23 protein-coding genes and 1 pseudogene are annotated in these 25,856 nt (G+C 41.1%); 14 read left to right on the top strand and 10 right to left on the bottom strand.

Annotated features, from left to right (window positions below; translation table 11 throughout):
* Positions 1 to 26: 26 nt before the first annotated feature.
* Positions 27 to 791, top strand: a complete 765-nt coding sequence (locus IQ274_RS12665) for a thioesterase II family protein (protein WP_194142459.1) — start codon at positions 27 to 29, stop codon at positions 789 to 791.
* 88 nt (positions 792 to 879) lie between these two features.
* Here the strand turns inward: IQ274_RS12665 and IQ274_RS12660 are convergent, their stop codons facing one another.
* Positions 880 to 1,281 (bottom strand): ExbD/TolR family protein, encoded by a 402-nt coding sequence (locus IQ274_RS12660; protein WP_163935129.1) that lies wholly within the window; start codon positions 1,279 to 1,281, stop codon positions 880 to 882.
* The gene (locus IQ274_RS12655; protein WP_163935132.1) at positions 1,265 to 1,918 is read right to left on the bottom strand and encodes a MotA/TolQ/ExbB proton channel family protein; all 654 of its coding nucleotides are present in this window, start codon (positions 1,916 to 1,918) and stop codon (positions 1,265 to 1,267) included. The genes IQ274_RS12660 and IQ274_RS12655 overlap by 17 nt, the downstream gene beginning before the upstream one ends.
* 343 nt (positions 1,919 to 2,261) lie before the next feature.
* On the opposite strand from IQ274_RS12655, the gene IQ274_RS12650 reads away from it, so the two are divergent.
* From IQ274_RS12650 to IQ274_RS12635, 4 genes are all read left to right on the top strand, one after another.
* Positions 2,262 to 3,737: a TonB family protein gene (locus tag IQ274_RS12650; protein WP_163935134.1), complete on the top strand. Its 1,476-nt coding sequence runs from the start codon at positions 2,262 to 2,264 to the stop codon at positions 3,735 to 3,737.
* A 394-nt stretch (positions 3,738 to 4,131) separates the two neighbouring features.
* The gene (locus tag IQ274_RS12645) at positions 4,132 to 4,629 is read left to right on the top strand and encodes an Hsp20/alpha crystallin family protein (protein ID WP_194142458.1); all 498 of its coding nucleotides are present in this window, start codon (positions 4,132 to 4,134) and stop codon (positions 4,627 to 4,629) included.
* A gap of 921 nt (positions 4,630 to 5,550) precedes the next feature.
* Complete coding sequence (locus tag IQ274_RS12640; RefSeq protein ID WP_114083336.1) at positions 5,551 to 5,796, top strand: hypothetical protein; 246 nt, start codon at positions 5,551 to 5,553, stop codon at positions 5,794 to 5,796.
* A 10-nt stretch (positions 5,797 to 5,806) separates the two neighbouring features.
* Complete coding sequence (locus IQ274_RS12635) at positions 5,807 to 6,832, top strand: hypothetical protein (RefSeq protein WP_163935140.1); 1,026 nt, start codon at positions 5,807 to 5,809, stop codon at positions 6,830 to 6,832.
* A 153-nt stretch (positions 6,833 to 6,985) separates the two neighbouring features.
* Here the strand turns inward: IQ274_RS12635 and ilvA are convergent, their stop codons facing one another.
* Complete coding sequence (gene ilvA, locus IQ274_RS12630) at positions 6,986 to 8,497, bottom strand: threonine ammonia-lyase, biosynthetic (protein ID WP_163935143.1); 1,512 nt, start codon at positions 8,495 to 8,497, stop codon at positions 6,986 to 6,988.
* 397 nt (positions 8,498 to 8,894) lie between these two features.
* On the opposite strand from ilvA, the gene IQ274_RS12625 reads away from it, so the two are divergent.
* The 3 genes from IQ274_RS12625 to IQ274_RS12615 all read left to right on the top strand — a co-directional run bounded on the left by IQ274_RS12625 (position 8,895) and on the right by IQ274_RS12615 (position 11,073).
* Positions 8,895 to 9,197 (top strand): RNA recognition motif domain-containing protein, encoded by a 303-nt coding sequence (locus IQ274_RS12625; RefSeq protein ID WP_094327537.1) that lies wholly within the window; start codon positions 8,895 to 8,897, stop codon positions 9,195 to 9,197.
* Positions 9,198 to 9,395: 198 nt separating this feature from the next.
* Positions 9,396 to 9,830, top strand: coding sequence for a hypothetical protein (locus IQ274_RS12620; RefSeq protein WP_228058166.1), 435 nt, complete (start codon positions 9,396 to 9,398; stop codon positions 9,828 to 9,830).
* Between the two features lie 235 nt (positions 9,831 to 10,065).
* The gene (locus IQ274_RS12615) at positions 10,066 to 11,073 is read left to right on the top strand and encodes an aldo/keto reductase (protein ID WP_194142457.1); all 1,008 of its coding nucleotides are present in this window, start codon (positions 10,066 to 10,068) and stop codon (positions 11,071 to 11,073) included.
* A 700-nt stretch (positions 11,074 to 11,773) separates the two neighbouring features.
* On the opposite strand, the gene IQ274_RS12610 is transcribed toward IQ274_RS12615, so the two are convergent.
* Together IQ274_RS12610 and IQ274_RS12605 are read right to left on the bottom strand one after the other, a co-directional pair.
* Positions 11,774 to 12,598, bottom strand: coding sequence for an alpha/beta hydrolase (locus IQ274_RS12610; protein WP_194142456.1), 825 nt, complete (start codon positions 12,596 to 12,598; stop codon positions 11,774 to 11,776).
* A 148-nt stretch (positions 12,599 to 12,746) separates the two neighbouring features.
* Positions 12,747 to 13,013: a precorrin-3B methylase gene (locus IQ274_RS12605; RefSeq protein ID WP_041565178.1), complete on the bottom strand. Its 267-nt coding sequence runs from the start codon at positions 13,011 to 13,013 to the stop codon at positions 12,747 to 12,749.
* A 498-nt stretch (positions 13,014 to 13,511) separates the two neighbouring features.
* On the opposite strand from IQ274_RS12605, the gene IQ274_RS12600 reads away from it, so the two are divergent.
* The 3 genes from IQ274_RS12600 to IQ274_RS12590 all read left to right on the top strand — a co-directional run bounded on the left by IQ274_RS12600 (position 13,512) and on the right by IQ274_RS12590 (position 16,975).
* Positions 13,512 to 14,354 (top strand): MBL fold metallo-hydrolase, encoded by an 843-nt coding sequence (locus tag IQ274_RS12600; protein ID WP_228058164.1) that lies wholly within the window; start codon positions 13,512 to 13,514, stop codon positions 14,352 to 14,354.
* 649 nt (positions 14,355 to 15,003) lie between these two features.
* Positions 15,004 to 15,447: a hypothetical protein gene (locus IQ274_RS12595; RefSeq protein WP_163935162.1), complete on the top strand. Its 444-nt coding sequence runs from the start codon at positions 15,004 to 15,006 to the stop codon at positions 15,445 to 15,447.
* A gap of 316 nt (positions 15,448 to 15,763) precedes the next feature.
* The gene (locus IQ274_RS12590) at positions 15,764 to 16,975 is read left to right on the top strand and encodes a type I restriction endonuclease (protein WP_194142455.1); all 1,212 of its coding nucleotides are present in this window, start codon (positions 15,764 to 15,766) and stop codon (positions 16,973 to 16,975) included.
* Positions 16,976 to 17,244: 269 nt separating this feature from the next.
* Here IQ274_RS12590 and acsF read toward each other — a convergent pair whose 3' ends face one another.
* Complete coding sequence (gene acsF / locus IQ274_RS12585) at positions 17,245 to 18,321, bottom strand: magnesium-protoporphyrin IX monomethyl ester (oxidative) cyclase (protein WP_163933073.1); 1,077 nt, start codon at positions 18,319 to 18,321, stop codon at positions 17,245 to 17,247.
* A gap of 422 nt (positions 18,322 to 18,743) precedes the next feature.
* Here acsF and IQ274_RS12580 point away from each other — a divergent pair, with 422 nt between their 5' ends.
* A complete protein-coding gene (locus IQ274_RS12580) occupies positions 18,744 to 19,238 on the top strand; it encodes an NINE protein (RefSeq protein ID WP_163933070.1) in 495 nt (164 codons plus the stop codon).
* Between the two features lie 137 nt (positions 19,239 to 19,375).
* Here IQ274_RS12580 and IQ274_RS12575 read toward each other — a convergent pair whose 3' ends face one another.
* Together IQ274_RS12575 and IQ274_RS12570 are read right to left on the bottom strand one after the other, a co-directional pair.
* On the bottom strand, positions 19,376 to 20,035 hold the full coding sequence (locus tag IQ274_RS12575; protein WP_194142454.1) for a DUF2996 domain-containing protein: 660 nt from the start codon (positions 20,033 to 20,035) through the stop codon (positions 19,376 to 19,378).
* A gap of 213 nt (positions 20,036 to 20,248) precedes the next feature.
* Positions 20,249 to 21,304: a DMT family transporter gene (locus IQ274_RS12570; protein ID WP_194142453.1), complete on the bottom strand. Its 1,056-nt coding sequence runs from the start codon at positions 21,302 to 21,304 to the stop codon at positions 20,249 to 20,251.
* A gap of 252 nt (positions 21,305 to 21,556) precedes the next feature.
* Here IQ274_RS12570 and IQ274_RS12565 point away from each other — a divergent pair, with 252 nt between their 5' ends.
* The gene (locus IQ274_RS12565; protein WP_163933060.1) at positions 21,557 to 21,919 is read left to right on the top strand and encodes a hypothetical protein; all 363 of its coding nucleotides are present in this window, start codon (positions 21,557 to 21,559) and stop codon (positions 21,917 to 21,919) included.
* A 435-nt stretch (positions 21,920 to 22,354) separates the two neighbouring features.
* Here the strand turns inward: IQ274_RS12565 and IQ274_RS38020 are convergent.
* Both IQ274_RS38020 and IQ274_RS12555 read right to left on the bottom strand, forming a co-directional pair.
* A pseudogene (locus IQ274_RS38020) lies at positions 22,355 to 22,483 on the bottom strand (hypothetical protein); the annotation flags it as partial.
* A 227-nt stretch (positions 22,484 to 22,710) separates the two neighbouring features.
* On the bottom strand, positions 22,711 to 24,528 hold the full coding sequence (locus IQ274_RS12555) for an ABC transporter ATP-binding protein (RefSeq protein ID WP_163933056.1): 1,818 nt from the start codon (positions 24,526 to 24,528) through the stop codon (positions 22,711 to 22,713).
* 828 nt (positions 24,529 to 25,356) lie between these two features.
* Between IQ274_RS12555 and IQ274_RS12550 the strand changes: the two genes are divergently transcribed.
* On the top strand, positions 25,357 to 25,755 hold the full coding sequence (locus IQ274_RS12550; RefSeq protein WP_194142452.1) for a hypothetical protein: 399 nt from the start codon (positions 25,357 to 25,359) through the stop codon (positions 25,753 to 25,755).
* Positions 25,756 to 25,856: the final 101 nt, after the last annotated feature.

Here is a 25,856-nt window from a genome sequence, read left to right as displayed (position 1 = left end):
TGTATTATCCAACTCTAAGCTCTCTTATGACAACTACACCAAGCTTCAATTCCTGGGTTATCTGTCCCCAACCAAATCCGCAAGCAAACTTGCGTTTATTTTGCTTCCCCTACGCTGGTGGTAGCGCGGCAATTTTTCGCACTTGGCCTAATAATCTACCGAGTAATGTCGAGGTCTGTGCTGTGGAATATCCAGGACGGGGAAGACAGATTAAGTCAGCACCCTTGACGCGATTAGAACCTCTTGCTGAAGCGATCGCTCCAGTTCTGTTACCATACTTAGACAAGCCATTTGCCTTCTTCGGTCATAGTATGGGCGGGTTAGTTAGCTTTGAGTTGACCCGTCTACTTCGCTCTCAGTATAATCTTACTCCCTTTCACCTCTTCATCTCTGCTCGTCGCGCTCCGCAATTGCCACCCATCAAACCACCCCTGCATATCCTCTCAGACCATGATTTGCAGGACGAGCTACGCAGCCTTAACGGTACACCCAAAGCAGTGCTAGAAAGTGAGGAACTAATGCAGATATTTCTCCCGATTTTGCGGGCAGATTTTGCAGTTCTAGAAACTTATATTTACACTCCAAAGCAGCCACTGGAGTGTCCTATTACTGCTTTTGGTGGTTTGCAAGACCAAGACATTAGTCATGAAGCTTTACAAGCATGGCGAGAACAGACCATCGCTGCTTTCTCATTACATGAGTTCAATGGCGACCACTTTTTCATCCATTCCCACCAAGAATTATTACTTAAACTTATATATCAAGAATTGCAGATGCGTAACGGTAGCTGATATTAGTTTTTAGATAGAAAGGAGTTAGGAGTCAGAATATCAAATTTTCCTGACTCTCTGAACTTCTGATGTACAATATTTCTACTTTTTATTTTTGGGTAGCGATCGCTAACTTTGCCCCTTCAACTTTACGAACCCGATCCATCACCGCTACTACTCGACCATAATCAACTTTCTCATCAGCATTAATAATCACCAACACGTCTGGGTTAGAACCAACTAAAGCACGTACTTGCTCTGTCACATCATCAACTGCTATCGGTTTCCGGTTTAAACTTACCTGTTCTTTGTCATCTACCGTAATGGTAATTCTAGTGGGAACTTGCTGTTGTTTCGCTGTGCTGGCCTTCGGTAAATTTACTGGTAAACCTTCTGAGCGGGTTAAAAACAAAGTTGACATGATAAAAAATGTCAAAATTGCAAAAATCACGTCAATCATCGGCACGATGTTGATCTGTAATGGAAGTTCTGGCTCATCTGGTAGACGCATAAGTTTTTTCTCCTCGTTCATAGCGGCGGCGGTAAAGTAATTCTAACTGTCCCCCATACTCTTGAATTAGTGCAATTTGCCGTTGATACAGTCCCCGGAAGGTATTGGCAAACATGAGTATGAATATAGCAACTATCAATCCTGATGCTGTTGATACTAGAGCTTCACTAATCCCAGCCGTAACACTTGCGGTTTTGCTACCTCCTACGTCACCAAGATTTAAGGAAGCAAAGGAGGCTATCAATCCTAATACTGTGCCGAGAAGACCTAACAATGGTGCCAGACTAATGATTGTCTCGAAAAGGTTTTGGAAACGTTTTAAAACAGGTATCTCAGCCTGCGATTCACTTTCTAACGCCAAACGAAATTCCTCTGGATTTGGCTCCTCTAATTCTAAAGCCGCTAGAAAAATCCGGGCGAGTGGTAAATCTGCGTTTTTCTGAAGTTTATCCATTGCACCGACAACATTATCGAGACGGTAGAGATTCAAAACATCTCGCACCACCCGATTTTGACGCTGATTAATCCTTACCCAAAATCTGATCCGCTCAATGATCAGTGCCACACCCAATACCGAAAACGCCAACAGGGGCCACATGACGATACCACCTGCTGCAAACAAATTCTGAATTCCCATGTAGTGCCTCTATCACGTCATCTCACAATACAAAATCAGACTACCAGAATCTAGTTCAAAACTGAAACTTTTTCTCAATAAAATATAAAATATAATGATAAATTTTTCAAATGTAGCCATCATGATTTTTATTTAATTGTTCGTTTGCTTTACATAAAAAAATTTAATTGAATTGAAATAAAAATTAATTTTGTTCAAAAACCATGATATTGGTGGTTTTAAAAGATGTTTTTGCTAGTGAAGGGTTCCGTAACTATATTCCAATTAATTTTAATTCTTTACTTGATATTTGTAACCTTGCATTCTAAGATGGCTAAATTAGTGAGAATAGGTAGCAATAGCTATGAGCTTTTCTGGCATTACTGTCGAGCAACGTTCCAAAGAAGTTGAGGCTCTCAAGTCTTTTCTGACTTACAGTCTGATAGGTTCACTGGCGCTGCATATCGGCGTACTGTCCTCAGGCATAAGTAATTATTTGACGAGAGTGCCTACAGGAGAAGATGAAGCGATAGAGGTGGCGATCGTCGATTCTCCGGCCGCGGAACCAGAAAAACCACTTGAAAAAATTCTAGAAGAACCCAAAAAAGAACCTGAAGTTGTTCAAAAACAATCTATAGAAACTCCACAAGTACAAAAACCAGTACAAGAATTGATTGAAAGACCAAAAATTGAAGCAGTTGAACAACCAAAACAAACTACTCAAAACCCACAGCCAACAAATACGCAAATTGCTCCGAAACCATTCGTCCCTGTGACAACCGTTGCTCCTCAGAGTAGTGGTGGCGGTGGTGGCGGTGGCGGCTCTGGTGTTGGTTTAGGCTCAGGTAGTGGTATTGCTGTAGGTACAAGTAGCGGTACTGGCGCTGGTGGAGGAACTGGCACTGGCACTGGTGGTGGCATTGGCTCAGGTAATGGTAGTGGTGTTGGCTCAGGTAATGGTAGTGGTGTTGGCTCAGGTAATGGTAGTGGTATTGGCTCAGGTAATGGTAGTGGTATTGGCTCAGGTAATGGCAGTGGTATTGGCTCAGGTACTGGTAATCAAACAGAAAATCGTCCGCCAGTAGCAACAGCGCCAACAGCACCAACACCTCCAAAAATTAACAGTTCAGGTAATGGTAATGGTCGTGCAGCCTGCCGCGAATGTAATGCCAAATATCCAGAAGCAGCAAGGCGGCGAGGAGTTGAAGGTAGAGTAGAAGTAGCTGTTGATACTGACGCACAAGGCAATGTTACCAATGTGCGGATTGCTCGCTCCAGTGGAAACCGCGATTTGGACGAAGAAACTGTAAGACAGGCGCGTGACTGGAAATTAAAACCCGCAGAAGGTGGTAGACAAGGGGTATCAATAGCCACTGAATTTGCCATACAAGGTTCCCGGCGATCGCGCCAAGTTCAAGAACGGAAACGACAAAGAGAAGCAGAAGAGAGAACGCAACAGACGACGGCTGCTAACTCCACAGAAGAAACCCCAAAACGTAGGCGCAGAGAGTTGGCACCCTCATCTAATCAAGCTACGGTCACAAGACCGGCAATATCTGGATTTAGTCGGCGACTGGAACCTCAAAGAAGGGAAAGTACTAGTACAAACTCATCATCTGGAGCTAGGACAACTCCTTCTCAAGGAAGTGCAAGAGAATCTCTACGCCGTATCCGTACTGAACGAGCGGGTAGTAATTCATCACAAAAGCCACAACCAACCGCAAATCGGCGGCGGCGAAGAGATAGCTCTAACCAGAACAAGTTGCGGGACTCGTTGCGCCGTTTACGCCAACAACCTCAATCGCAACCTGCTGCACCGCCTGCTACAAGTCAGGAGTAGAGATGTAGAAGTGTTACCAATACTTTTCGGATAAACCCAATAATCTCTCTTTTGGTCTGGGGAAAGGTTAAAGGGGAAAGGGAAATTCAAACCCTTTCCCTTTCCCCTTTACCCCTTAACCGAAAAGTATTGGAAGTGTTACGTCTCTAGAAGGATGTAGAAATTCCTGATTTTTTGTGAGCATTTGAGCAGGTACGGTTATTGCGATCGCACATTGTTATAAAACCGAACCTGCTCAACTTGAAGGTTGATTTAGTCTAATAACTAGGAAGCTTGAGATTGAGCTTTGTGCAATTTAAGATTGCTTAATAACCATTTTATCAGCTGTTTGCAAGCTAAGAAGCTTGAAATTGAGCCTCCTAAGACAAAATAGTTCATCTTAGAGGTGATAGTTATGCCACTGGTGCGTTGGAACCCATTCCGGGATAGTGAACGTTTAGAACCATTTCGGGATACTGAATCTTGGGAACCATTCCGAGAAATCGACACCTTGCAGAGGCAAATGAATCGTTTATTTGACAGATTGATGCCAACTACTAATGGTGGTGAGAGGTCTGGATTTATATTTAGTCCTGCTGCTGAACTAGAAGAAACTGATGATGCAATTCGCTTGAAACTAGAAGTACCTGGTCTAGAACCAAAAGATATCAATGTAGAAGCAACTCCCGAATCAATTTCGATTACCGGTGAGCGTAAAACTGAAACCAAGAGTGAAGAAAACGGTATTACTCGGTCTGAGTTCCGTTATGGGAAATTTCAGAGGATAATCCCGTTACCTTCCCAAATTCAAAATGACAAAGTGCAAGCTGAGTACAAAAATGGTATTCTCCAGTTAACTTTGCCGAAAGCGGAATCAGAAAAACACAAAGCCGTCAAAGTCAATCTTGGTTAATTCAATTCAACATTCGGGAGTCTTGGACTTTCTCTGATATTTTGATTAGCTGTGAGAACCGCCTTCTTAAAAACGGGAGGTGGTTATTCTTTATACATAAATTGCTTTGCTACTCGTCACCCATCTACTATGGGGAAGAGGGCTTAAAAGTGGTCTACTTTATATAATTGGCAATTATACACACTGGTAATAACTTGATTTTTCTATCAATAAAAGTAGAAGCGAATAATCTTGCACTCCCCTATGCTCAATTTCCCTGATGAGGTCGATGAAAATCGTTTCTGCATCCAGATGAATCAAAATCAGGGACTAAAGGATACTCTGGTAAGATTTAATTTACAGTCTATTCAAGCACCTCTAAAAGGTCTTTAAGAAACTATTGTCGAAGTGTAATCTTATCCAGCCAAACTAGTAGTCTGCCAACCCAAAAATGCGCTTGTGAGGTCTGGGGAAAGGGTAAGGGATTTAAAACCTTTCCCTCTTCCCCCTTACCCTTTACCCCGCTTTCGTCACGAAAGCGAACTACTAGCTTATGCTTGCCTTTTCTTGGCAAGATTATTCCGATATGTGCTTTTCAATTTACAAAACTGGCATGATTGAGAGAGATTGTGCTTTAGTTGAAGACTACCCATTTGTATCGAAAGTGCATCACGTTAGGCAAAAGCAGCTAGTTATAGGTAGTGGGAATTGTATTCACAATCAAGCATCATAGAAATGGTGGTAGTTTTTGCTCATCATCAACTATATGCTGAGATGATAGTCAATGGCTAACTCTCAAGTTGCTCATCTGTACTTTATGTTCAATGTCAAATTCACTGATTTGAATAAAACTTCTACATAAACACACACTGATGCAGTTTGATTTGCTTGAATAGCTATATTGATAGGACATTGATCCGAAGGCAATTCACAATCCTGATTATGGCAAGTAAATTCATTGATGTTAGAGAATACACTGTCAGGGCGCACAAAAGACAGATTCATACTCGTGTTTTCCAGTTTGTCTGTAAAGAGTGTAACGATCTGACAAAACGCGAGACGTTCGGGCCTCGACCTTTATATTGTGAGAGATGTCGCCCTCCCCAAGCACCTAAGAAATCTCAGCCAACATCTCAAAAGGCAAAACCCAGACCAATGTCTTACAAAAGTGACATCGATTTAAATTGATTGAAGCCTTATGACTCAAAATGGACAATTAGAACCACCTCCGGGCACTTTTCTTTCACCACTGTTGGAATTACGAGACTATTATGCTCGCCTCACGGAAGAGTATGAACGCCTTTTTGTGCAGGCGCGATCGCAACTCGATCATGTAGAAGCGTTGTTGTCTAACTGGTCTTTTTCAGATCCCAACAAGCAGATATCAAGACTGACGGCGGCTGATGAAACCTCAAATGTTTCCCCAGAAGGCTCTCTGCGGTTTTTATCGCCTCTTGATGACATGGACGAAATCAGCTTGGTGGAGTCTCTACAGTCAGAACCCACAGACTCGGATAAGGTTGAGATCGATAATTCCTTTTCTGCTGCTGTTGATACAAAAGAGAGAAAACTTCCAACTACATCGCCAGATGCAAAGATAGCCTCAGAGAACAACGATAGTTCAACGAGGGTGGCAGAAATCCCTATGCTACCCCAGTACAATCACGCTATCTCCCGAATGGAAGCCATTAAACAGCTATTGCAAGAGCAGATAGGCACTGTTTGTCATATCGATTTTATCGTGCGATCGCTTTATGGAGAGTTAGATTCCAATTTATTCAAAGTAGTTAAAGGTAGGGTTCAATCTTCCCTCACCCAAGGTAGAGAAAGGAATTACTGGGTAACTATTCCCGATGAGCCAGGTTGTTATACTCTGGATTTAAATTTGGTAGCCCCAAATAAACGCAATGGTGCTTCTAGAAACAAAAATAAGAAGCCTTTTGTACCTCCGTCAAAAACAGTACCGATGCTCAAAGCCTTTGAGGGTCAATTCTTAATTGATGCTCTCACCTCTCTGTTTGAAGAAAATCCAGGTAAAGTTTTCAGCGTTGCTGAAGTCATCACCGGAATTTATGGAGAACTAGATTCTCAGCAAATTAGAGAGATCAAAAATAAGGTGTTGAATGAATTATCTAGAGGCTATCGGACAGGCAGATTCTCTAGGGTTCCTAACGAAATCGGCTTCTATACTTGGGATTCCAATCTGATATCGAAGGCTCGTTAAATGGGCATTGGGGATTGGGAATTGGGAATAGTAAGTTCTAAGCTTGGCGCTTTATGCTTTGTGTTCAGAAGTCGAAGTTCCGAGTTCAAAGCTCAAAGTAATCATCTTTCCTCCCTATTCCCCATTCCCCATTCCCCATTCCCCATTCCTCGCCTATCCCAAAAACAGCTTGTATGCGGGATTCTTGTTTTCATCCCAATAGCGATAGCCCAGGTTATCGAGAAAAGCTTGCCACTCTTCCATCTCGTGGGGAGGAACCTGGATACCAACTACTATTCGTCCGTAGTCTGCACCGTTATTACGGTAGTGAAAAAGGCTAATATTCCAGTCGGGACTCATGGAAGTCACAAACTTCATCAATGCGCCAGGACGTTCGGGAAACTCAAAACGGTAAAGTAATTCATTATGAGCTAGGGGAGAGTGCCCACCCACCATGTGCCGCAGATGTAATTTAGTTAGTTCATCGTCTGTTAAATCAAGAGTTTCAAATCCTTGAGCTTCAAAGGTTTCTACCATCTTTGCAGCATCAGCACGGTTTTGAATTTGCACACCTACAAAAATATGGGCTGTTTTTTCATCAGCAATGCGATAATTAAACTCTGTAAGATTACGGTTGCCAATGCATTCACAAAACTGGCGAATACTTCCCCGTTCTTCAGGAATTGTGACTGCAAAGATTGCTTCCCGACGTTCGCCTAACTGGGCCCGTTCTGCCACAAAGCGGAGACGATCAAAATTCATGTTTGCACCACAGGCTACGGCAATTAAGGTTTGTCCCTCAATTTGTTCTCGTTCTGCGTAAGCTTTGGCAGCTGCGATCGCTAATGCACCGGCTGGCTCTAAAATTGATCGCGTATCCTCAAATACGTCTTTAATCGCAGCACAAGTATCATCAGTATCCACCAAAATGATTTCATCTACATACTGCTGACATAAACGGAAGGTTTCTTCACCTACTTCTCGCACCGCCACACCATCAGCAAATAACCCCACTTGAGACAAACGCACTCGATGACCGGCTTTGAGCGATTGAGACATTGCATCAGCATCTACTGGTTCAACACCAATAATCTTGATTTCAGGACGCAATCGTTTTACATAAGCCCCAATCCCAGAAATCAATCCACCACCTCCAATTGCGACAAAAATTGCATGGATGGGTTGCTGATATTGCCGTAAAATTTCCATCCCGATGGTTCCTTGTCCAGCAATTACATGAGGGTCATCAAAGGGATGAATAAAGGTCAAACCTTTTTCCACTTCTAATTCACGAGCATAGCTATAAGCATCGTCGTAGGTGTTTCCATGTAACACGACTGCTCCGCCCCTCATTCTCACTGCGTCTACCTTGACTTGAGGTGTGGTTATTGGCATGACGATAATTGCTTTGGTTCCCAAGCGATTGGCTGCAAGGGCAACTCCTTGAGCATGGTTGCCCGCAGACGCTGCAATTACACCCTGTGCTAATACATCTGATGGTAGTTGCACCATTTTGTTATAAGCACCCCGCAGTTTAAAGGAAAATACTGACTGCATATCCTCACGTTTCAACAGGAGTTGATTATTCAACCGCGCAGACAAATTTGGTGCATACTCCAGTGGTGTTTCCTGGGCAACATCATATACACGGGCAGTCAGGATTTGGATAAGGTAGTCGCAATACATGGGTGTCAAGGTGTTAGCAAATGCCGGATGAAAACTAATTTTACGTTACAAGCGATCGCACTGGTTTTATTTAATTCCATTCTTTTGTAATTTTGAGTGAATTAAATTTCAATATTACTAATCCTTTAGGAAGAGAAATAAGTATCAGTAATTGCATTTTTTGTAACTTAAAATTTAGTGCGATCGCTGGTAGGTTCATTTTAAAAGAGTTTCGCCAACCGTCCAGATATTTAGTTCAACAAATGAGTATAATGTTGCTTATGAACATAAGTTTTCAATTTATGATAAAGTATCGATAGAAGATTAAATTCGGCTGTGTAGTTTGTTTTTATAGATACTTGTATTACAGACCTCTCCGCATCTAAATCTCTGCACCCTCTGATTCTGGAGATATTGTATGTCAATTTACGTTGGTAATCTATCTTATGAGGTTAAAGAAGATGACCTCCGCCACGTTTTTGCAGAATACGGAACGGTAAAAAATGTTCAATTACCTATCGACCGAGAAACAGGTCGGATGAGAGGTTTCGGCTTTGTAGAAATGGAATCAGACGCACAAGAAACAGCAGCAATTGAAGCCCTTGATAATGCTGAGTGGATGGGTAGAAGCTTAAAAGTGAATAAAGCTAAACCCAAGACTGATGGGGGTTCCTCTGGCGGTAGAAGGGGTGGTGATGGTGGTTCCTCTCGCCGTTATTAAGGTCTAAAGCTAAGAATTTAGCTCTAAAGTCTTGAAGGCAGACAAGGCCGTCTGCCTTTTTTGTGCTTCTGTTGATTTTTGTTAGCCTAACTTTCCGTAGGTATCGTTTTTGTAATAGGTGTAGCAGCCATGAACCCAGAAGCTAAACATATTGTTAGCGAACTAAGGCATAAGTTCTACTCTAACTTCGCTGCTTCTATGAATATGCCGGTGATCGTAACTGGTACATCTTATAGTAGTAATTCCCCGATCGCATCTTGGATGGATCGTAGGGAAAGACTAAACTATGTAAATGTATACGCTTATACCGCACCTGATGAATTTGTCCCATTCCGTCCGTTCATTCTTCGACTGGCTATAAACAAGAGTGCTGGGAGAGTGGCGACGTTCAGAAAAGGACAAGTTTGCCGAGGTCTTAATTTGATGTGGGACTTCGAATTAACTGTGCTACCAAAAGAAATCTTAGACTTTCTTCCCTGGATAGTTAATTTAGTGGAGGCTCATGACAAAGGTTCGTCCTTATTGCTACAATCACCACCTCATTCATTTGAATTGGAAGTGCCAGAGGTTGGTTTTTTTAATAACGCTTGGACTCAGAAAGCTAGGCTTCTTGCAAATTCGACAATATCTTAATACTTAGTGATTAAGTTGCTAGTTAAAAGCAACTAAAAATGTATATTATCTAATACCAAAGTAGCGAACCTACTTTGGTGAATGTCCAAAATATTTGTCAACTTTTAAAACAAAATAGACAAGGTTGCACGACTGCTAGAAGATTCTCCTCATTTATCAGCTAATCCTGCTACTTGTGCGTTAATACCTGCAATATATGCCTGATAATTAATAAGGCAATCTACAGAGAGCAAACATGCAGACTCTCCAAAAACTCTCCCTCCCAAGTATGGGCTGTGGAACTTGGGCCTGGGGCAATCAACTGCTTTGGGGATATGACGAAAGTATGGATGACCAGTTGCAAGCGGTGTTTAACCTTTGCGTAAACAACGGTGTGACTTTATTTGATACGGGTGATTCTTACGGAACTGGGAGATTGAATGGTCGAAGTGAGTTACTTCTGGGACGATTCAACCGAGAATATATAGGTTCAAACAAAGAAAATATTTGTATTGCGACTAAGCTGGCTGCTTACCCGTGGAGATGGACACGTCAATCAATGGTAAAAGCTTGCAAGTCATCTGCCCAACGCCTAGGAAAAAACGTAGATTTGGTACAGATGCACTGGTCAACAGCAAATTACGCCCCTTGGCAAGAGGTAGGGCTGTTAGATGGTCTTGCCGATTTATATGAGCAAGGACTGGTTAAGGGAGTAGGACTGTCCAATTATGGGCCTAAACAGCTTAAGCAAGTGCAGAAAAAGTTTGCTGAACGAGGTGTTCCTATTACTACTCTGCAAGTTCAATACTCTTTGTTGTCTACATATCCTGTCACCCAATTAGGTCTTAAAGACCTTTGTGATGAGTTGGGAATTAAATTGATTGCTTACAGCCCTCTAGCTTTGGGACTACTGACAGGAAAATACTCTGAGCAAGGTCCTTTGCCTAAAGGTATTCGAGGTCTGTTGTTTAGGCAGATATTACCAGGAATGCGTAGACGCGGAGCGGCTTCTGCTGGCAGTTCGCTTTTGGGATGTTTGCAAGAGGTGGCACAGTTCAGAAACAAAACCATGTCACAGGTAGCAATTAATTGGTGCATCTGTAAAGAAACCATTCCCATCCCTGGAGCCAAGAGCGTAGAACAGGCAAGAGAAAATATTGGTGCTTTAGGTTGGCAATTAAACGTCAGCGAGATTGCAGAGTTAGATAAAGCGGCGGCGAATGTAGGCAAGAAAATGGTACAGAATATCTTTCAAACTAAGTGAAATTTCAACGTTACTTAATTTAAATTTGCAAAAACCTGGTTTAAGTCTGAAAACAAAAATACTTAAATTTTATATAAATCCAGACATAAATATCTTAATTATGTCTGATGAATTAGTAATATAAAGTACTAGTTTTCGATTATAATAGAGCGATATTTTAACCGTTATTTTATGAAGAATAGTTTTTGTATCGACTATATACGTAATTAAGAGACCATTTATAAAAAAAATATTAAGTAGGGTGTGTTACGGCTTTAGCCTAACGCACCGCTATATAACAAGGTGCGTTAGGCGCTCAGTCATATTCTTTGTGACAAATAATATCGAAATATGCGCCTAACACACCCTACAATAATTTTATTTTCACTTTATAAATCGCTTCTAAAATTCCGTAAAATATATTTTTAGATAATTTTTTAAAGACTTAAATCAATGAGTTATGTCCTAATGTTTGCTCTGAAGAACTTGAATTTTAAAGTGTACTAAGAAAGAATGAATATTGAGTCTAACATCTTGTAGACACTCTTGGTGACAACTTAACCTTATCCAATGTCCACAGTCCGCGAAAGCGGACTTTTTTATGCAAACTAAAGTTATAATCGTTTATTTAAGTAAATAAGCAATGAGTAGTAGTGGTTTCAAATTTTATGATGACGAGAGTGATTAAGGAGGGTTAAAGGAGAATAGGGTGAGAGGATAATTACTGATTTGCCTTTACAAGAGTAGTAAACTCTTGCAAAGCTTTCTGATACTTGTTTTCAGCTATCCAGAATAAATCATTATGATTTGCTTCTTCAACCCACAAATGAAGCTTTGGCGATATTGCAGCATTAAACAACTTTTCTCCATGAGCAAAAGGAATGACATCATCTGCTTTGCCATGAATAACTAGTATTGGAAATTTTACTTTTTTGATATTGTCCAGATTGGGAAATTTCTCAAAAGGTAAAATCCTGAAAGGTACTATTACTTGAAAAGCGGAAATAAACGAACTTTCAATAATTAAACCAGCTATTGGTTTTCGCATCGCTAAGTTTACCGCAGAACCGCCACCAACCGAACGCCCCAAAACTATAATTCTTTCAGGTGGTATTTTTAGATTTTCGGTCAAATAATTGTAAGCGCTATTGATATCTTCGTATGCGTGGCTTTCTGTCGCCTTTCCTTGACTCGTACCATAACCACGATAATCATAAGCAAAGACACTAAAGCCCCATGCGTGTAATTTTTCTAGGATTTGTTTAATATCTCCTAAATCTTCAGAATTTCCATGAACATAAAGAATAGTGTAATTAGCTTTATTGTTTAATAAATATGTAGCTGAGATATTTGTATTTTCTCCACTTTTTAACTTAATAATTTCTGGATTATCCTGATAACTAGAAGGACGAGATAGAAAAATCATACTATCTGCCCTAAAATATACATATCCAGCAAAAAATATATAAATAAAAATAAAAGATTTAAGCAGTCTTTGCCAAGTAAAATCACCAATTAGCAATTTTATTAGTTGCTGTTTTTCCATTAGTTTTTATTTTTATTTACCTTGATTCCAACCATCAATCATTTGTTTACAGAACTTACGCAAAAGTACACGCTGTAGGGGCAATACTTTAAGAGTTTTCCAACAGGTACCCGCAGAGTATTGCCCCTATCTAAAAATCCAGTAAAGACTATTTTGATTTTCGTGCTGATTTGGGTGGTGTTCGGTGTGCGCCAAAGTACTTCTCACTGCGATAGCGCAACCACACCCGCAACACTTGCGGAATCTGATCTTTTTGTTCCTTACTCAATGTATTGTAAAGGGCTAATGCGCGATCGCGTTCACCCCGACAAGCAGCGTTATTGTGAGCATCCCAATAGCTGCGGGCTACCCGAATCCGCCGACACACTTCTTTAATCAGTTCTTCTCCTGTGAGTGGAGCATCCTGCTTTGCCATACTCAGATGCGATAAATTTCTAATGCGATCGTAGCGAGTCAGACTCATTCTCACAATTACAACCCAAGCAAGTCAAACTCGCCAATCGATTTAATTAAACTTTAGCAAGAAAGGCAGAAGGCAGAGGGCAGGAGGCAGACAGAATACTGCCTTCTGCCCTCTGCTGCGAACCATTGCGGAGCAAGGGTTTAAGCCCCACTCCAAAATCTTTGATTTGGTGTCCTGCAAGACGCTCCTGCGTCGCTAACGCTGCGCTATCAGTGTAGGTCTGTTCGCGTAGCGTCTCGTAGAGAAGCCTACACTGTATTGCAACCTTCTGCCTCCTGCCTCCTGCCTTCTTCACACACAGACAGCAAAACTAACTCAGCAATCAAATTCTGTGAAAACATAAATTTGTTCACTCCTAAGTATGGTGATTATTCGTATTTTTTCATCTTTAAAAGAGATTAATGCTCAGTAGAATCATTTATGCGTATTCATCATCTTAATTGCGGTTGTATGTGCCCAATTGGTGGGGCACTCTTCGACGGTTTTAGCCGTGGGCTAACAGCCTGTCTGGTCTGTCACTGTCTGCTTATTGAGACAAAGCAGGGACTCGTTCTTATAGATACAGGCTTTGGTCAGCGCGATATTAAAGCGCCATTATCAAGACTCAGCCCCTTCTTCATGAATTTGAATCGCATCAAGTTTGAACAAAAATACACGGCGGTTGCGGCTATTGAACAGCTTGGTTTAAACCCACGCGATGTCCGCCACATAGTACTTACTCACCTTGATTTTGACCATGCAGGCGGGTTGGAAGATTTTCCAGAAGCAACCGTGCATGTAATGCTCAGTGAAATTGAAGCAGCGCGGGAACGGCAGGGCTTTATCTCATCGCAACGTTACCGCCCTGGCCAGTGGGATGAAGTAAAAAATTGGAAGTATTATTCGGCTGGTGGTGAACCTTGGTTTGGCTTTGAGGCTGTACGTAACCTCGAAGGATTACCGCCCGAAATTCTCCTGATACCGCTCGTTGGTCACACACGGGGTCATGCAGGTGTCGCTATTGAGACATCTGAAGGCTGGCTCTTACATGCAGGCGATGCTTACTTTTACCGACACGAAATCGGCTCTCCTAAACGAGTTTGCACACCTGGTTTGCGTGCCTACCAATGGTTTATGGAGGTAGACCGCAAGGCTCGACTTTCTAATCAAGATAAGTTGCGTGCATTATCACTCGACCACAGTAGTGAAGTGCGCCTCTTTTGTAGCCATGATGCGATCGAGTTCAAAACTTTTGCTGACCAAGATAATTTGCAATTGCAGGAAGGCAATTCGCGCTCAACAGCTTTTAATTAGCTAAAAAACTCAACGCATCTCAACAGAATTATAAGGTTTTTAAGGTTCGGCTGAGATGCGTCTATGAGTTTCAATGTAATTAACTCAAAGTAAAATATCTTACTTAAGCTTGTCAAGGTTCTAATTACTTGCTCAAGTCAATTTCAATAAACAATTAAGCATATTGCTTTCTCCTTTCAGTAGATTTAGTAAGCAAAAAGGTATATTGCTTTCTCAAAATGCTTGATTGCTTTCTCGTTTCAGTAGATTTAGCAAGCAAAAAGGCATATTGCTTTCTCAAAATGCTTGATTGCTTTCCCATTCCGGTAGATTTAGCAAGCAAAAAGACATATTGCTTTCTCAAAAGCTTAATTGCTTTCTCATTTCGGTATATCGCGCATTCATTTCGGTAGATTCAGCAAGTAAAAAGGCATATTGCTTTCTCAAAATGCTTGATTGCTTTCTCATTTCAGTAGATTCAGCAAGCAAAAAGACATATTGCTTTCTCAAAAGCTTGATTGCTTTCTCATTTCGGTATATCGCGCATTCATGACAACATCGCTATGTAACAAAAACCATTGGATAATTGCTGGAGTTCTCTCAAGCCGATCGATACGGAAGTTTTTTAAAGTAAAGAATATTAACCGTACTAAATTACAAGGTTCAGATCATGGCTCGGAGAAAAAGAACCTCTCAGGTGTTAGAAAAAGCAGCGCGTCGTGCTGCTGGCATCAACTCAATTGATCCGAATTTAAATGTCGGCAATGGACTTACTCTACCGGCGTTCTCAGCCCTAATTGAGACGATGCGAACTAGAGAGCATTTATATAACACTGCTCTTTCTAACCTTGATAAGTTGTACTATGAAATGCTCGAAACAGAGCGCGAGTTGGCAGATATGGCAGAGCACATGCTGTTGGGAGTTGCCACTCAATATGGTAAAAGCAGTGTGGAGTACGGTATGGCGGGAGGTATTCCTAAGAACCAACGCCACAAGGGACTGCGAGGCGAGTCACCAGTTCCCAGTTCACAGCAACCATCATTCATTACTAGTATGAATGGTAACGGCAGCAAAAATGGCAGCCAGAATGGAAACAAAGCAGCAACAAGTTAGCTTGCATTAAAAGCCCCACAAATAAATGCGGGGCTTGAATAATTAGCTTGAGCATTTTTCTTTTGAGAATCCCCATAGACTGAGGCTTCATCAAAAATCATTCTGATTTATTGTTATTCATTACCGATGCTATTGCACTTATGAACAGGTCATGAGTGTTACATGGTAGTACTTATTTGGGAATACTTTTATAGGAGTGATAAAAAAGGCGATCGCGCTAACACTTTCAATTTAAATGTACTACGTCACCTTACAACCACTCCTATTTTACAAAAAAGACGTATCAATACTCACTAATCTACCAGGAGCAAACAAGATGGGATTTACTGAAGATATTGTCAAGCTGTCTGAACAAGTGCGTAAGCGATTTGACCAAGTTGTTGGCGAAGAAGCTACTAAGATGGCGTTGATTGTTCCTTTTTTAAGCGCTCTTGGCTATGATGTCTATGATCCTAGCGAAGTCATGCCAGAATATGTAGCGGATTTTGCTACTAGAAAAGCAGGGCAGTTTGAAAAAGTAGATTACGCTTTAGCTATTAACAATAATATAGTCATGCTCGTAGAGGCAAAAGCTCGTGGACAAAAAGCTGATGCACACGATGGGCAATTAAGAAAATATTTTAATGCACTTTTGACAGCAAAAGTAGCTGTCGTCACTAATGGTATTGAATACCGTTTTTTTACTGACTTACGTCACCAAAATATCATGGACAAGGAGCCATTTTTCATTTTTAACATCCTTGAATATGATTCTAAAGATATTGAGAACCTTAAAGTATTCCACCGTGACACTTTTGATGTGGCAGCTATTACTCACCATGCAGAGGAAATGGTATATGTAAAAGGCATGACTCAGCTTGTAGGAAATCTTCTGCGCTCTCCTTCTGAAAAATTTATTCATTTTTTAGTATCTGAACTTCGTGCTTCTGACTCCAAGTATGAATTCTCAGGTAATATTAATAATAAAGTTGTTAAGAAATTCAACCCAATTATTAAAAAGTCAATTCAGGGAAGTTTACTAGACTTAATGACAAGCTCACTTAGCAGAGAAATGTCTCAACCTGTCAAAGTTGAAGTAGAACCAGAAATTGAAGAAGAGGAACAACCCCAAGACCCTCAAGACTCCAGAATATTAACAACTGCTGAAGAAATAGCAGCTTTTGAAAAAATTAAAGCGATTACGCAAACTTTAAAGAGCTACAGTTTTGAACTCAAATACAGAGATACTACGTCTTATTTTGGCATTAATCTTGGCAAAAGTACTTGGTGGTTTCTGAGACTATATCTGTCTTCGCAGAAAAAAAGTTTTATTACTCGACTAAGTGTAGATGAAGTAAAGTCCCTAGCTTTAAACTTTGAAGTGCAGGAAGTATCAGCTTCTCTGGGGGATGCCGCATCAAAAGTAATTATTTCCTCTGTCAGTGATTTAGATAAGCTGACATCACTAATTCTCAGATGCTATGAGGCAGAAGCAGCCAAGCATCAAGCATTCACCCCAGATGTAATCAGAATGGAAAAATCAGCTTAACTCAAGGTATCTAATACAAAACTCCACCTACCCAACCATTTTTTGCTGTCTCCCATTCTGAGTGTTGAATATTTGTAGACAAAGGCAGATTGGGAATAACAGCATACTCAAAAGACAAAGTTATTAAACTAGTTTTTTGATTAGATACGATTTTTGCCTGCTAGCAAATTAGCGATCGCAGTACTAATCGGCTAACCTATAATATTTAAGACAAAAAAGTGGCTCTGCAATCAGCAGAACCACTAAAGCTTTCGCAAATCTGTTATAAATTAACGAACTGCCCCTTGAGCAGAAACAGTATCAATCGGTTTCATCAGGTACAGCCGTAATAACTGCCAGCCATTGGAGATGTAAAGTGGCAGTTTTTGGAAGAATTGCAGGAATTTGGGTGTGTTGGAATTAGCGATCGCACCCAGCTTCTCGTTATTGCTGATACAAGTATCCAATCGCTGATAAAACTCAGGATTCTCTACATCCAGCATTAACGGGAATACGCGACCGGCGTTTTCGTTAGTCTTTTGAATTACATGAATGTCGTATTCTCGTGCATCCAATCCCAAGGTGGCATAAAAGTCCTTGCGTTGGATGTCATTGAGATACATTGTCGCAAATACCGACAACAGGAAGAACCGACTCCACAGCCGTGCTTTCCAATCATTCAATATTTGTGGCTGGGATTTCATGATGGCATCAAAGAAATCGCCGTGGCGGTTTTCATCTTGACACCAGTTTTCAAAGAACCGGAAGATTGGATAAACCCGGTCTTCGGGATGTGCTTCTAAATGGCGATAAATGGTGATGTAGCGCCAATAACCGATCTTCTCAGAAAGATAAGTAGCGTAAAAGATGAATTTCGGTTTAAAGAAGGTATAATTGCGGCTCTTAGTCAAAAACCCTAAATCTAAAGACAGATTAAAGTCCGACAAAGCTTTGTTTAAAAAGCCAGCGTGACGTGCTTCATCCCGTGACATCAGGTTAAAGCACTCTGCCAAGACGGGGCTTTTTCCTTTCAAGCGACGGCCAAGTTCTTTATATAGCAAAAAGCCCGAAAACTCTGCTGTACAGGAACGTTCTAGAAACTCAACGAACAATTTGCGAGTTTCCCCGTCAATATGATCCCAGGATTGGTCAAACTCCGCATCCCGAACAAAGTGATGGCGGTTGTAGTCAGTGCGGAACTCTTCGAGAATGGCTTGTAACTCGTCTTCATTGACGGAGATATCCATCCGCGCCATTTCATCAAAATCGGTAGTATAAAACCGAGGTGTTAACAGGGTTTCTTTTGCCGGGACTTTAATCCCTGGCCGGATTTCTTCAAAGCCTGGTTTTTTGAGGGAATCTACCATGTCTTGATTGCTCTTTCGTCTTTATTATCTTAAGTAGACCCTTCGGGTTCGGCAGTTCCTTATGGGGGAAACCCCCAAGACCGGACTGTCTCACCAGAAAGCCAAGGTTAATGTTCTGTTAAGGCGTAACAGCCCATAATAATCCAATTGTATAAAGTTCAGTCTACCAAGGTGCGGGTGAGAAATTTGTAAGTAAAAGATTAAGAGTTGCAACAATCATTCCATATTTACGGAATCAAAAATCGCGGATTAGGAGTCAAATAAACGTAGTTCGGTGATTAGCAGGGTTTTGATCGAGTGGAGTAGCACGCATTTTTTGTATTTTAAATCGCCATAATCTCAGTAATTTTCTGTAGTTGCTACTACAACATAGAAAACCCATTTTTAGACAACAAGAGCAAATCCAAAGGGTTGAAAACAAGATGAATCTTGAAAACAATCAGCATAAAGACCGACTGCTTGTCTCTTATATCTTGTGTGCAGTTGGATTTTTCGGATTAGGAGGACTGCACCGCTTATACAATGGCAAGATAGGCACGGGTTTGCTGTGGCTGTGTACTTTTGGTTTGTTTTATATAGGGCAGACCGTGGATTTGCTTCTCATCCCTGGCATGGTTGACGAATACGAACACAAGCTGAGACTAAAAGCAGGTGTATCTCCCTTTGGAGTGCCGTTGAATCAAGCAGTGGTTGCCTCTCAAGTCCACCCTCCAACAGGCAATCAACTGATGATTAAACTGATTGAAGCGGCGGAAAACAAGGGTGGTATTTTAACTGTCACTCAAGGCGTGAAGTTCACGGGAGCTAGCTTTGCGGAAGTGGAAGCTACTCTCAATGAGATGTACAAATCAGGTTATGTAAAAATAGATAACGACCCCAATACTGGAGCCGTTATCTACCATTTCCACGAACTTTAAATTTTCATTTGTCCTTTGTCATTTGTCCTTTGTCATTTCTCATTTCTCATTTGTCCTTTGTTAAAAACCAATGACTAATGACTAATGACTAATGACAAAGGACTAATGACCAATGACCAATGACCAATGACCAATGACTAATTTATACCTAGCCACTTTTGGCCGTCCAAGCGCTGAACTAAGCCAAATACCAACAAGTCGAGGGTAATTTTGCGCTCATCGATTAAGAAGGACTCAAGAGTGCTAGGTTTTTTGCCTTCATTACAGGAAAATCCCTTTTTCCCTTGAATATCTTCTTCGGGGAAATACAGGTTAAACTGACGCGCACCAGTTTCTTTCCAACTGCCGGTAATTTGCCAGCATTCTTCAGCAGATTCAAAGCCAGTAATTGGTACTTTCTGCTTGGCAAAAGACACCTGTAAATCTTGCACACCTTTTTGAGCGATCGCTTTTTGTAAAGCTGGCAAGTAATCTTGCTCGATAAACTCTACAAACGGCTTATCTTCAACAGATGGGGCTTTTTCTTTTTTGGCGGCTTTAGCTGCGGGTTTTTCTTCTGCGGCTGCGGCGGGTTTTTCGCCGACTGCGGCTTTAGCTGCGGCTGCGGGTTTTTCTCGCTTGGGGGGTGTCGCAGTTGGTTTAGCAGCGTTTGGATCTGGCGCGTTGGCAGTAGGAAGGTCTGTGGCTTCAGGTGAGTCTGTACTCGGAGCGTTTTCTTCAGCCACACTAGGAGCTTGCTTGTCAACAGTGCTGGGAGCTACTTCTCCCGCTTGATTGTGATTGGTTTGGTCTGCCATTGCTCAGGTCAATCCTTTAATCTAGCTTTGGGAGCGATCGCTCACCTTGATGTATCGGGTATTTTTATTTTGACATACTAGTGCAGCAAGGCAGTAATAACTGTACAGTTAAAAATAACGCAAAGGCATAGGGCATAAGCTTTCTTCCCTTCTGTTCCCTACCACTTCAATTTTAGATTTTAGATTGTTCAATCCAAAACCCTTCTGCCTCATTCAAATCCCCTTGAATCCCATATCAGTTTCTACCTGTTGCTGTGCCGGAATCGAACTCACTTTGCCAGATGCAATGCTAGAAGTCTTACGCCAATTACCAACTTGGCTCAAAAATATACCTACTAAAATCACGCTACCGCCAATATATTGAGGTAAGGTAGGGGCTTCACCCAAAATTAAATAGGCTGCTAAGATGCCCACAATTGGGCTAAATGAGCCAATTAAGGAAGCCGTAGATACAGTAGAAGTTTTCAAGCCTTTAATCAAAAAAGACTGGCCTAGCACCACAATTAACCCACCGTAGAGAAACATCCATTGCCATAAGAACGGTGAGAGGACATCAGCAAAATGATCTTTGCCATAGAGGACTAAAGCAATGAAGAAAAAGATTATGGTTCCTAGTGCAGTCCGAAAGATGCTATAGATTCCCAAAGGGATCTGTGAAAGATATTTTTTACCAATAATTGTAGAAGCCGTTGCAGCTATAGATCCTACTGCTGCTAAAAGTTCCCCTATGCCTAAATTGAAACCTCCCATATTCATCATGGCTTCTGTTGGAGGTTGAAGGATGATAGTTAGGATAACACCGACAAACGCTGCGATCGCTCCGATAAATTCCCAAATATTTACCCGTTCCCTCAACAACCAGACTGATAAAGCTAGAGTTAGAGGCGGTTCCAAGCGTCCTACCAAGATGACATTATTTACCCCTGTGACTGAAAGTGCCTGGAAAATTAAGCCAGGGGCTAACGCTCCCGATAAAATAGCTACTGCTGTTAAACTGACCCAATCCGTCCTTGAGAGTTGCTTCAAAGTGGCTTTGTTCCACTGTCGCCCATAGATGAGGATCAAAAGTATCAAGGCGCAAAGGTTTCCCACAAATAAAACATTACATAAAGAAATCGGATTACGTTCCCCGATAAAATGTTCAGCACCGATTTCTGTTAGCCTTCGGGTAACTGCGCCAGATGCTGCAAAAATTAGCGTTGCTAGCCAGAGATATGTTTGTCCTGAAACTCTATGAATTAAGCGATGTGGTCTTTTGGGCCTAGTCACAATAACACGACTGCAATAAAAGCATTGCTCATTATAAGTTGCCGTCACGCAGTTCAAAATGAGGTTTTGTTGAGAAAATACTTAAATTATGCTGTGACTTTGAGTTACCATCATTGCCTGAGAAAGTGCTGAGAATCAACTAAATTTTCTCAAAGGATAAATTCATGAAAATAGTGGCTTAGTTTCAATAAGTTCTCACTCCCACCTGAGATGCTTGGGATGTTCAGGATAAAACAGAAAAGAGAGTCACAAATGAAACTCGCACCCTTACTTACAAGTTTTGCTTTGGTTGGTTTTTTCACAGTTTGGGACGTACCATTAAAAGCGATCAATCCGTCATTAGTGCAGGCATCGGCAGCCGAAGAATTGTCTGTAACACAGAAACTAGATTTGCTTACTAAAAGTAAGGGTCAGATTGGTAGTGGTGATCAACTACGTCGTTTCTTTTTTGCTGACTTGGAGCCAATCGGTATCCAGGTAGGTGGTGCAGGTCATGTAGTTAACCTTTATAACAAAGCTAATAATGTCACATTTGCTTATTGTTCTCACTACGATGTGATTGTAGCGATTAAGAAAGGTAAGGTGACAAAGTTTGAACCCAGCGAAGTGAAGTAATACTCAATCCATTTTCTAATTAATATTTGCCAAGACCAGAGGAGCAATTGGATTACATCTAGGACTTACGCAAAACTACACGCGGTAGGCGCAAAACATTAATTGTCTCTACCAGAAAATCAATGTTTTGGCTATTTTTGCGTAAGTTCTGACATTTATTTAGGTTGCGATGTCTGACAAGACACTGCTTTGCATCTACGATCTAGAACTCTTGAACAAGGGGTCTAGACCAGAATGGCACTAAGAAAAGGGAAAATCGTTGAGGCAGCAGGGGTGCAGAGGAGCAGAGGAGCAGGGGAGAAAGAAGAAGTTTAAGGTATACGAACGGATATTTAGAAATTCCCCTCTGCACCCCTACACCCCTGCCCCTCTGCAATCCTTACGCTGCTTACTCTTCAACTTAACTTAGTGCCATTCGTCTAGACCAGATGTGTTTCAACTCTTCGTCCCCTGGAAAAGGACATAGGTTGCTTCTCTGACAGTCGTTAGAACCGCTTTTGATCCGTACTGGGAGAATTGGTCACTCGTCCAGCTATAAAAAGTGATCCCTTTGCCGTAGCCGAAATAGCGTAGTAGCGCCCATCGTGAGAGGTTAAGCTTATAGAGCTTTTGTCAACAAGCAATAGTACTTAAAAATATGCTAAAAATCGGGCTAATCAACAGAATTTTTGGGCTAGCGATCGCGCATCATATTTAAAAGCATCATTCGTTCTTGCAATCAAAATACAGAATTGCACATACTGTCTCCTGACTGGCAACCCTAAATTTAGATATCTGAAGAATTACGAGTGTTAATGAGAAATGCCATACTGTTTTGCCTGCATATTCCATAGTGCGGTATATTCGCCTCCACGCTGTAAAAGTTCTTGATGAGTACCATCCTCAATTAAATGACCAGATTTGAGAACTAAGATTCGGTCAGCTATACGCACTGAAGCCAGTCGATGGGTAATCAAGATCGTAGTCTTGCCCTCAGCTAGCTCAATAAAGCGAAGGTAAAGATCACACTCACTGCGGGGGTCGAGTGCAGCAGTAGGCTCATCCAATAGCAAAAGTTGGGCTTCTTGGCGGATAAAAGCACGAGCTAGAGCTAACTTTTGCCATTGGCCTCCAGAAAGTTCTGTACCGCCAAACTGCTTGCCCAGTGGTGTAGCCTCCTTTGTAGGAAAATGATCGACTAGTTTGACAATATCGGCTTTTTCAATCGCGTATTTGAGAATGTCTGGATGCTCTAGAGCAGCTAGGTTTCCTAAAGCGATATTTTCCCCCAGCGTTAGCGCATAGTGACCAAAGTCTTGAAAAACTCCAGCAATTTGCTGCCGCCATTGCTCTAAATTTAAATTTCTGAGGTCTATACCATCGACTAGAATACATCCTTGCGTTGGATCGTATAGCCTGGTTAACAGCTTGACTAAAGTAGTTTTCCCTGCACCATTTTCTCCTACTATGGCTACTGTTTGTCCAGGGAAAAGGGTAAAAGAAATATCTTGGAGTGCTAATCTACCATCTGGATAGTAAAAATCAACTTTTTCAAAAGTAATACCTGAACAAATCGGAGTAGGTACTTTTTCTCCAGGTACGCTCAGTAGCATGGGGATTGGACTGTCAAGAAAATTGAAAAACTGTTGCATGTAGAGAATATTTTCAAACAGATCCAGCCAATTAGCCACCAATCTTTCAAGGTTATTCTGGAAGTAAGTCAATGATTGTACAAATAAAAGTACACTACCTGGACTGAATTCTCTTTTAAAAGCTTTCTGTACCACCCAGTAGAAAGAAAAACCATTTCCCAAAGTGCTGAGGATAGCTAGACTAGACGACCAAAATGCTTGCTTGTCCCTCAGATAGCGCATAGATTGATGTAAAGACTGAAATGCTTGCAGATAACGCTCGATAAAAAAGGAACCTAGCTTAAATAACCTGATTTCTTTGGCATAGGTATCAGTAAGCATCACCGAAGTGTAATATTCCATTCTTCGAGCTTGGGGACTATTCTCAAATAAATTTAGCCAAATAGCTTTGCCATACTGCGAAGAAACCACTATCTGAGGTATAGTTGCGATCGCTATCACCAGTGGTATCCAAAAAGCTAGAGGAACTAGTAACCCAACTATCACTATTAAGGTCACTAAAGATCGACCTGATTCAACCAAATTTTCCAGTAAATTCAGTGGTTTATAGCCAACTTGTTGTTGCAACAGTTGTAGCTCATCATAGAACAGAGAATCTTCAAAACGGCTCAAATCTGAAAAAGTATCAGCTTTCCGCATTAATAATAAGCTAATGTGAGCCGTTAACTTGTCATTGAGATTTCCTTGCAGTGCCAATACCCAAGGATACAGCAGTGATTCTAGTAGCAAAGCTCCAACCCATCCTGCTACCAAAGGGGCAAGAGTTGCATAACCTAATTCTCTACCAGATATTAAGGCTGTTGCTACAGTATCTACCACTAGCTTGGTTATCCAAACACTTATGGCAGGAAGAAAACCTTGTAATACCGTGACAGCAATCAACAAGACTATTTCTCTGGGTGCTGCTGTCCATAATAAAGGTAAAGAACGAAATAAAGCTTTAGTGTAGCCTGCAAGCCAAACTCTTAAATCGCTCATCAATTAAACCTGATTTTTTATTCGAGTGTCAAGTAAATAACCTTTATGCCAGTATTTAAAACCTATCTTATATATTCCCCTAACTTAAACTTCGCTATCAGCGCTATTACAAAATGGGTTTTTACTGTCAGTATGCTTTTTATTTTAAAGTCTCTCTAGCTTTTCTGCATCGGTTACTGATGCAGAAAGTAATATTAGGCGCTATCCAAAACAAAGATAATCCTACTTAAGAAATAAAAATATTACTATCAAGACTAAAAACAATATTACTTAGGTATGAATAAAAAACTCTAGAAAAAGATAATGTTATAAGAGGTTAGATGATCAAAAAAAGAGAATGTGACGTTAACAGTAGCAAAAGCATTCTCAAAGACGAGGTTTTAGGGAAGATAAATTCCATAAGACAATACAATTACGTCGAGATATCCCTCCCTGTGGCGACCTTCTAAAAAAGGAGGTAGATAAATTATAAGTCTTTTTTATTCAGGGTTGGAAGGATCTTTAAATGATTAAAATTTTAATCAGACTGTATTGTCCTAGGTGATATTTTCCTGAACTTGCCAAAAAGCGATTTTGATCTTTTGTGGATTAGTTAAGATTCTGAATAAAAGACTGAGTGTTTTTGTTTAACTATAACCGGATCTGAATGATAGTTAGACATTAACCGTCATCTCATTGTTTGATCATCCTGTAAATTCGCTAGTTCCAACATCATTTATTCCTTCCGTGAAAGCTGATTGATACATGAAGATCATTACAGCTTTTGACTGACTCGAATGCAGATTTAAAAACAGGCTAATGAATTTAATTTGAAAGGAATGAGTAACCATGCTTGCAGAAAAAACACTGACCCAACAAACAATAGATATGCGTTTAGAAGACAAAGCAGACAAACTCGAACAACTGCTGTTGTCCGATGAGGAAATTGCAGCTTTAGAAAAGTTAGCAATGCCAGGAATGTTTGAATCTGAGACTAGTCAAAGATGGTTTGCTAATTGCGGTGGATGTGTCGGATGTGTCGGATGTGTCGGATGTAAGGGATGTGTTGGATGTGTCGGATGTAAGGGATGCGGATGTCGGGGATGCGGCGGATGTCGGGGATGCGGCGGATGTCGGGGATGCGGATGTCGGGGATGCGGATGTCGGGGATGCGGATGTCGAGTTACTGAAGGTGGAACAATATCAGGTGTGCTAGACGACACCGATGAGGTCGGTTTTGGATACTAAATAACCTGTAAATAGAACAGCAATTCCGTAATTTTAGAAACCAAGTTTTTTAAGTTTAGAGCCACAATATCTGGCTTTAAAAGTTAAAAACCCTGTATTTT

This window comes from Nostoc sp. LEGE 12447 (assembly GCF_015206985.1).
Classification (GTDB): Bacteria; Cyanobacteriota; Cyanobacteriia; order Cyanobacteriales; family Nostocaceae; genus Nostoc.
This window is presented reverse-complemented; position numbering and strand designations above follow the sequence as displayed.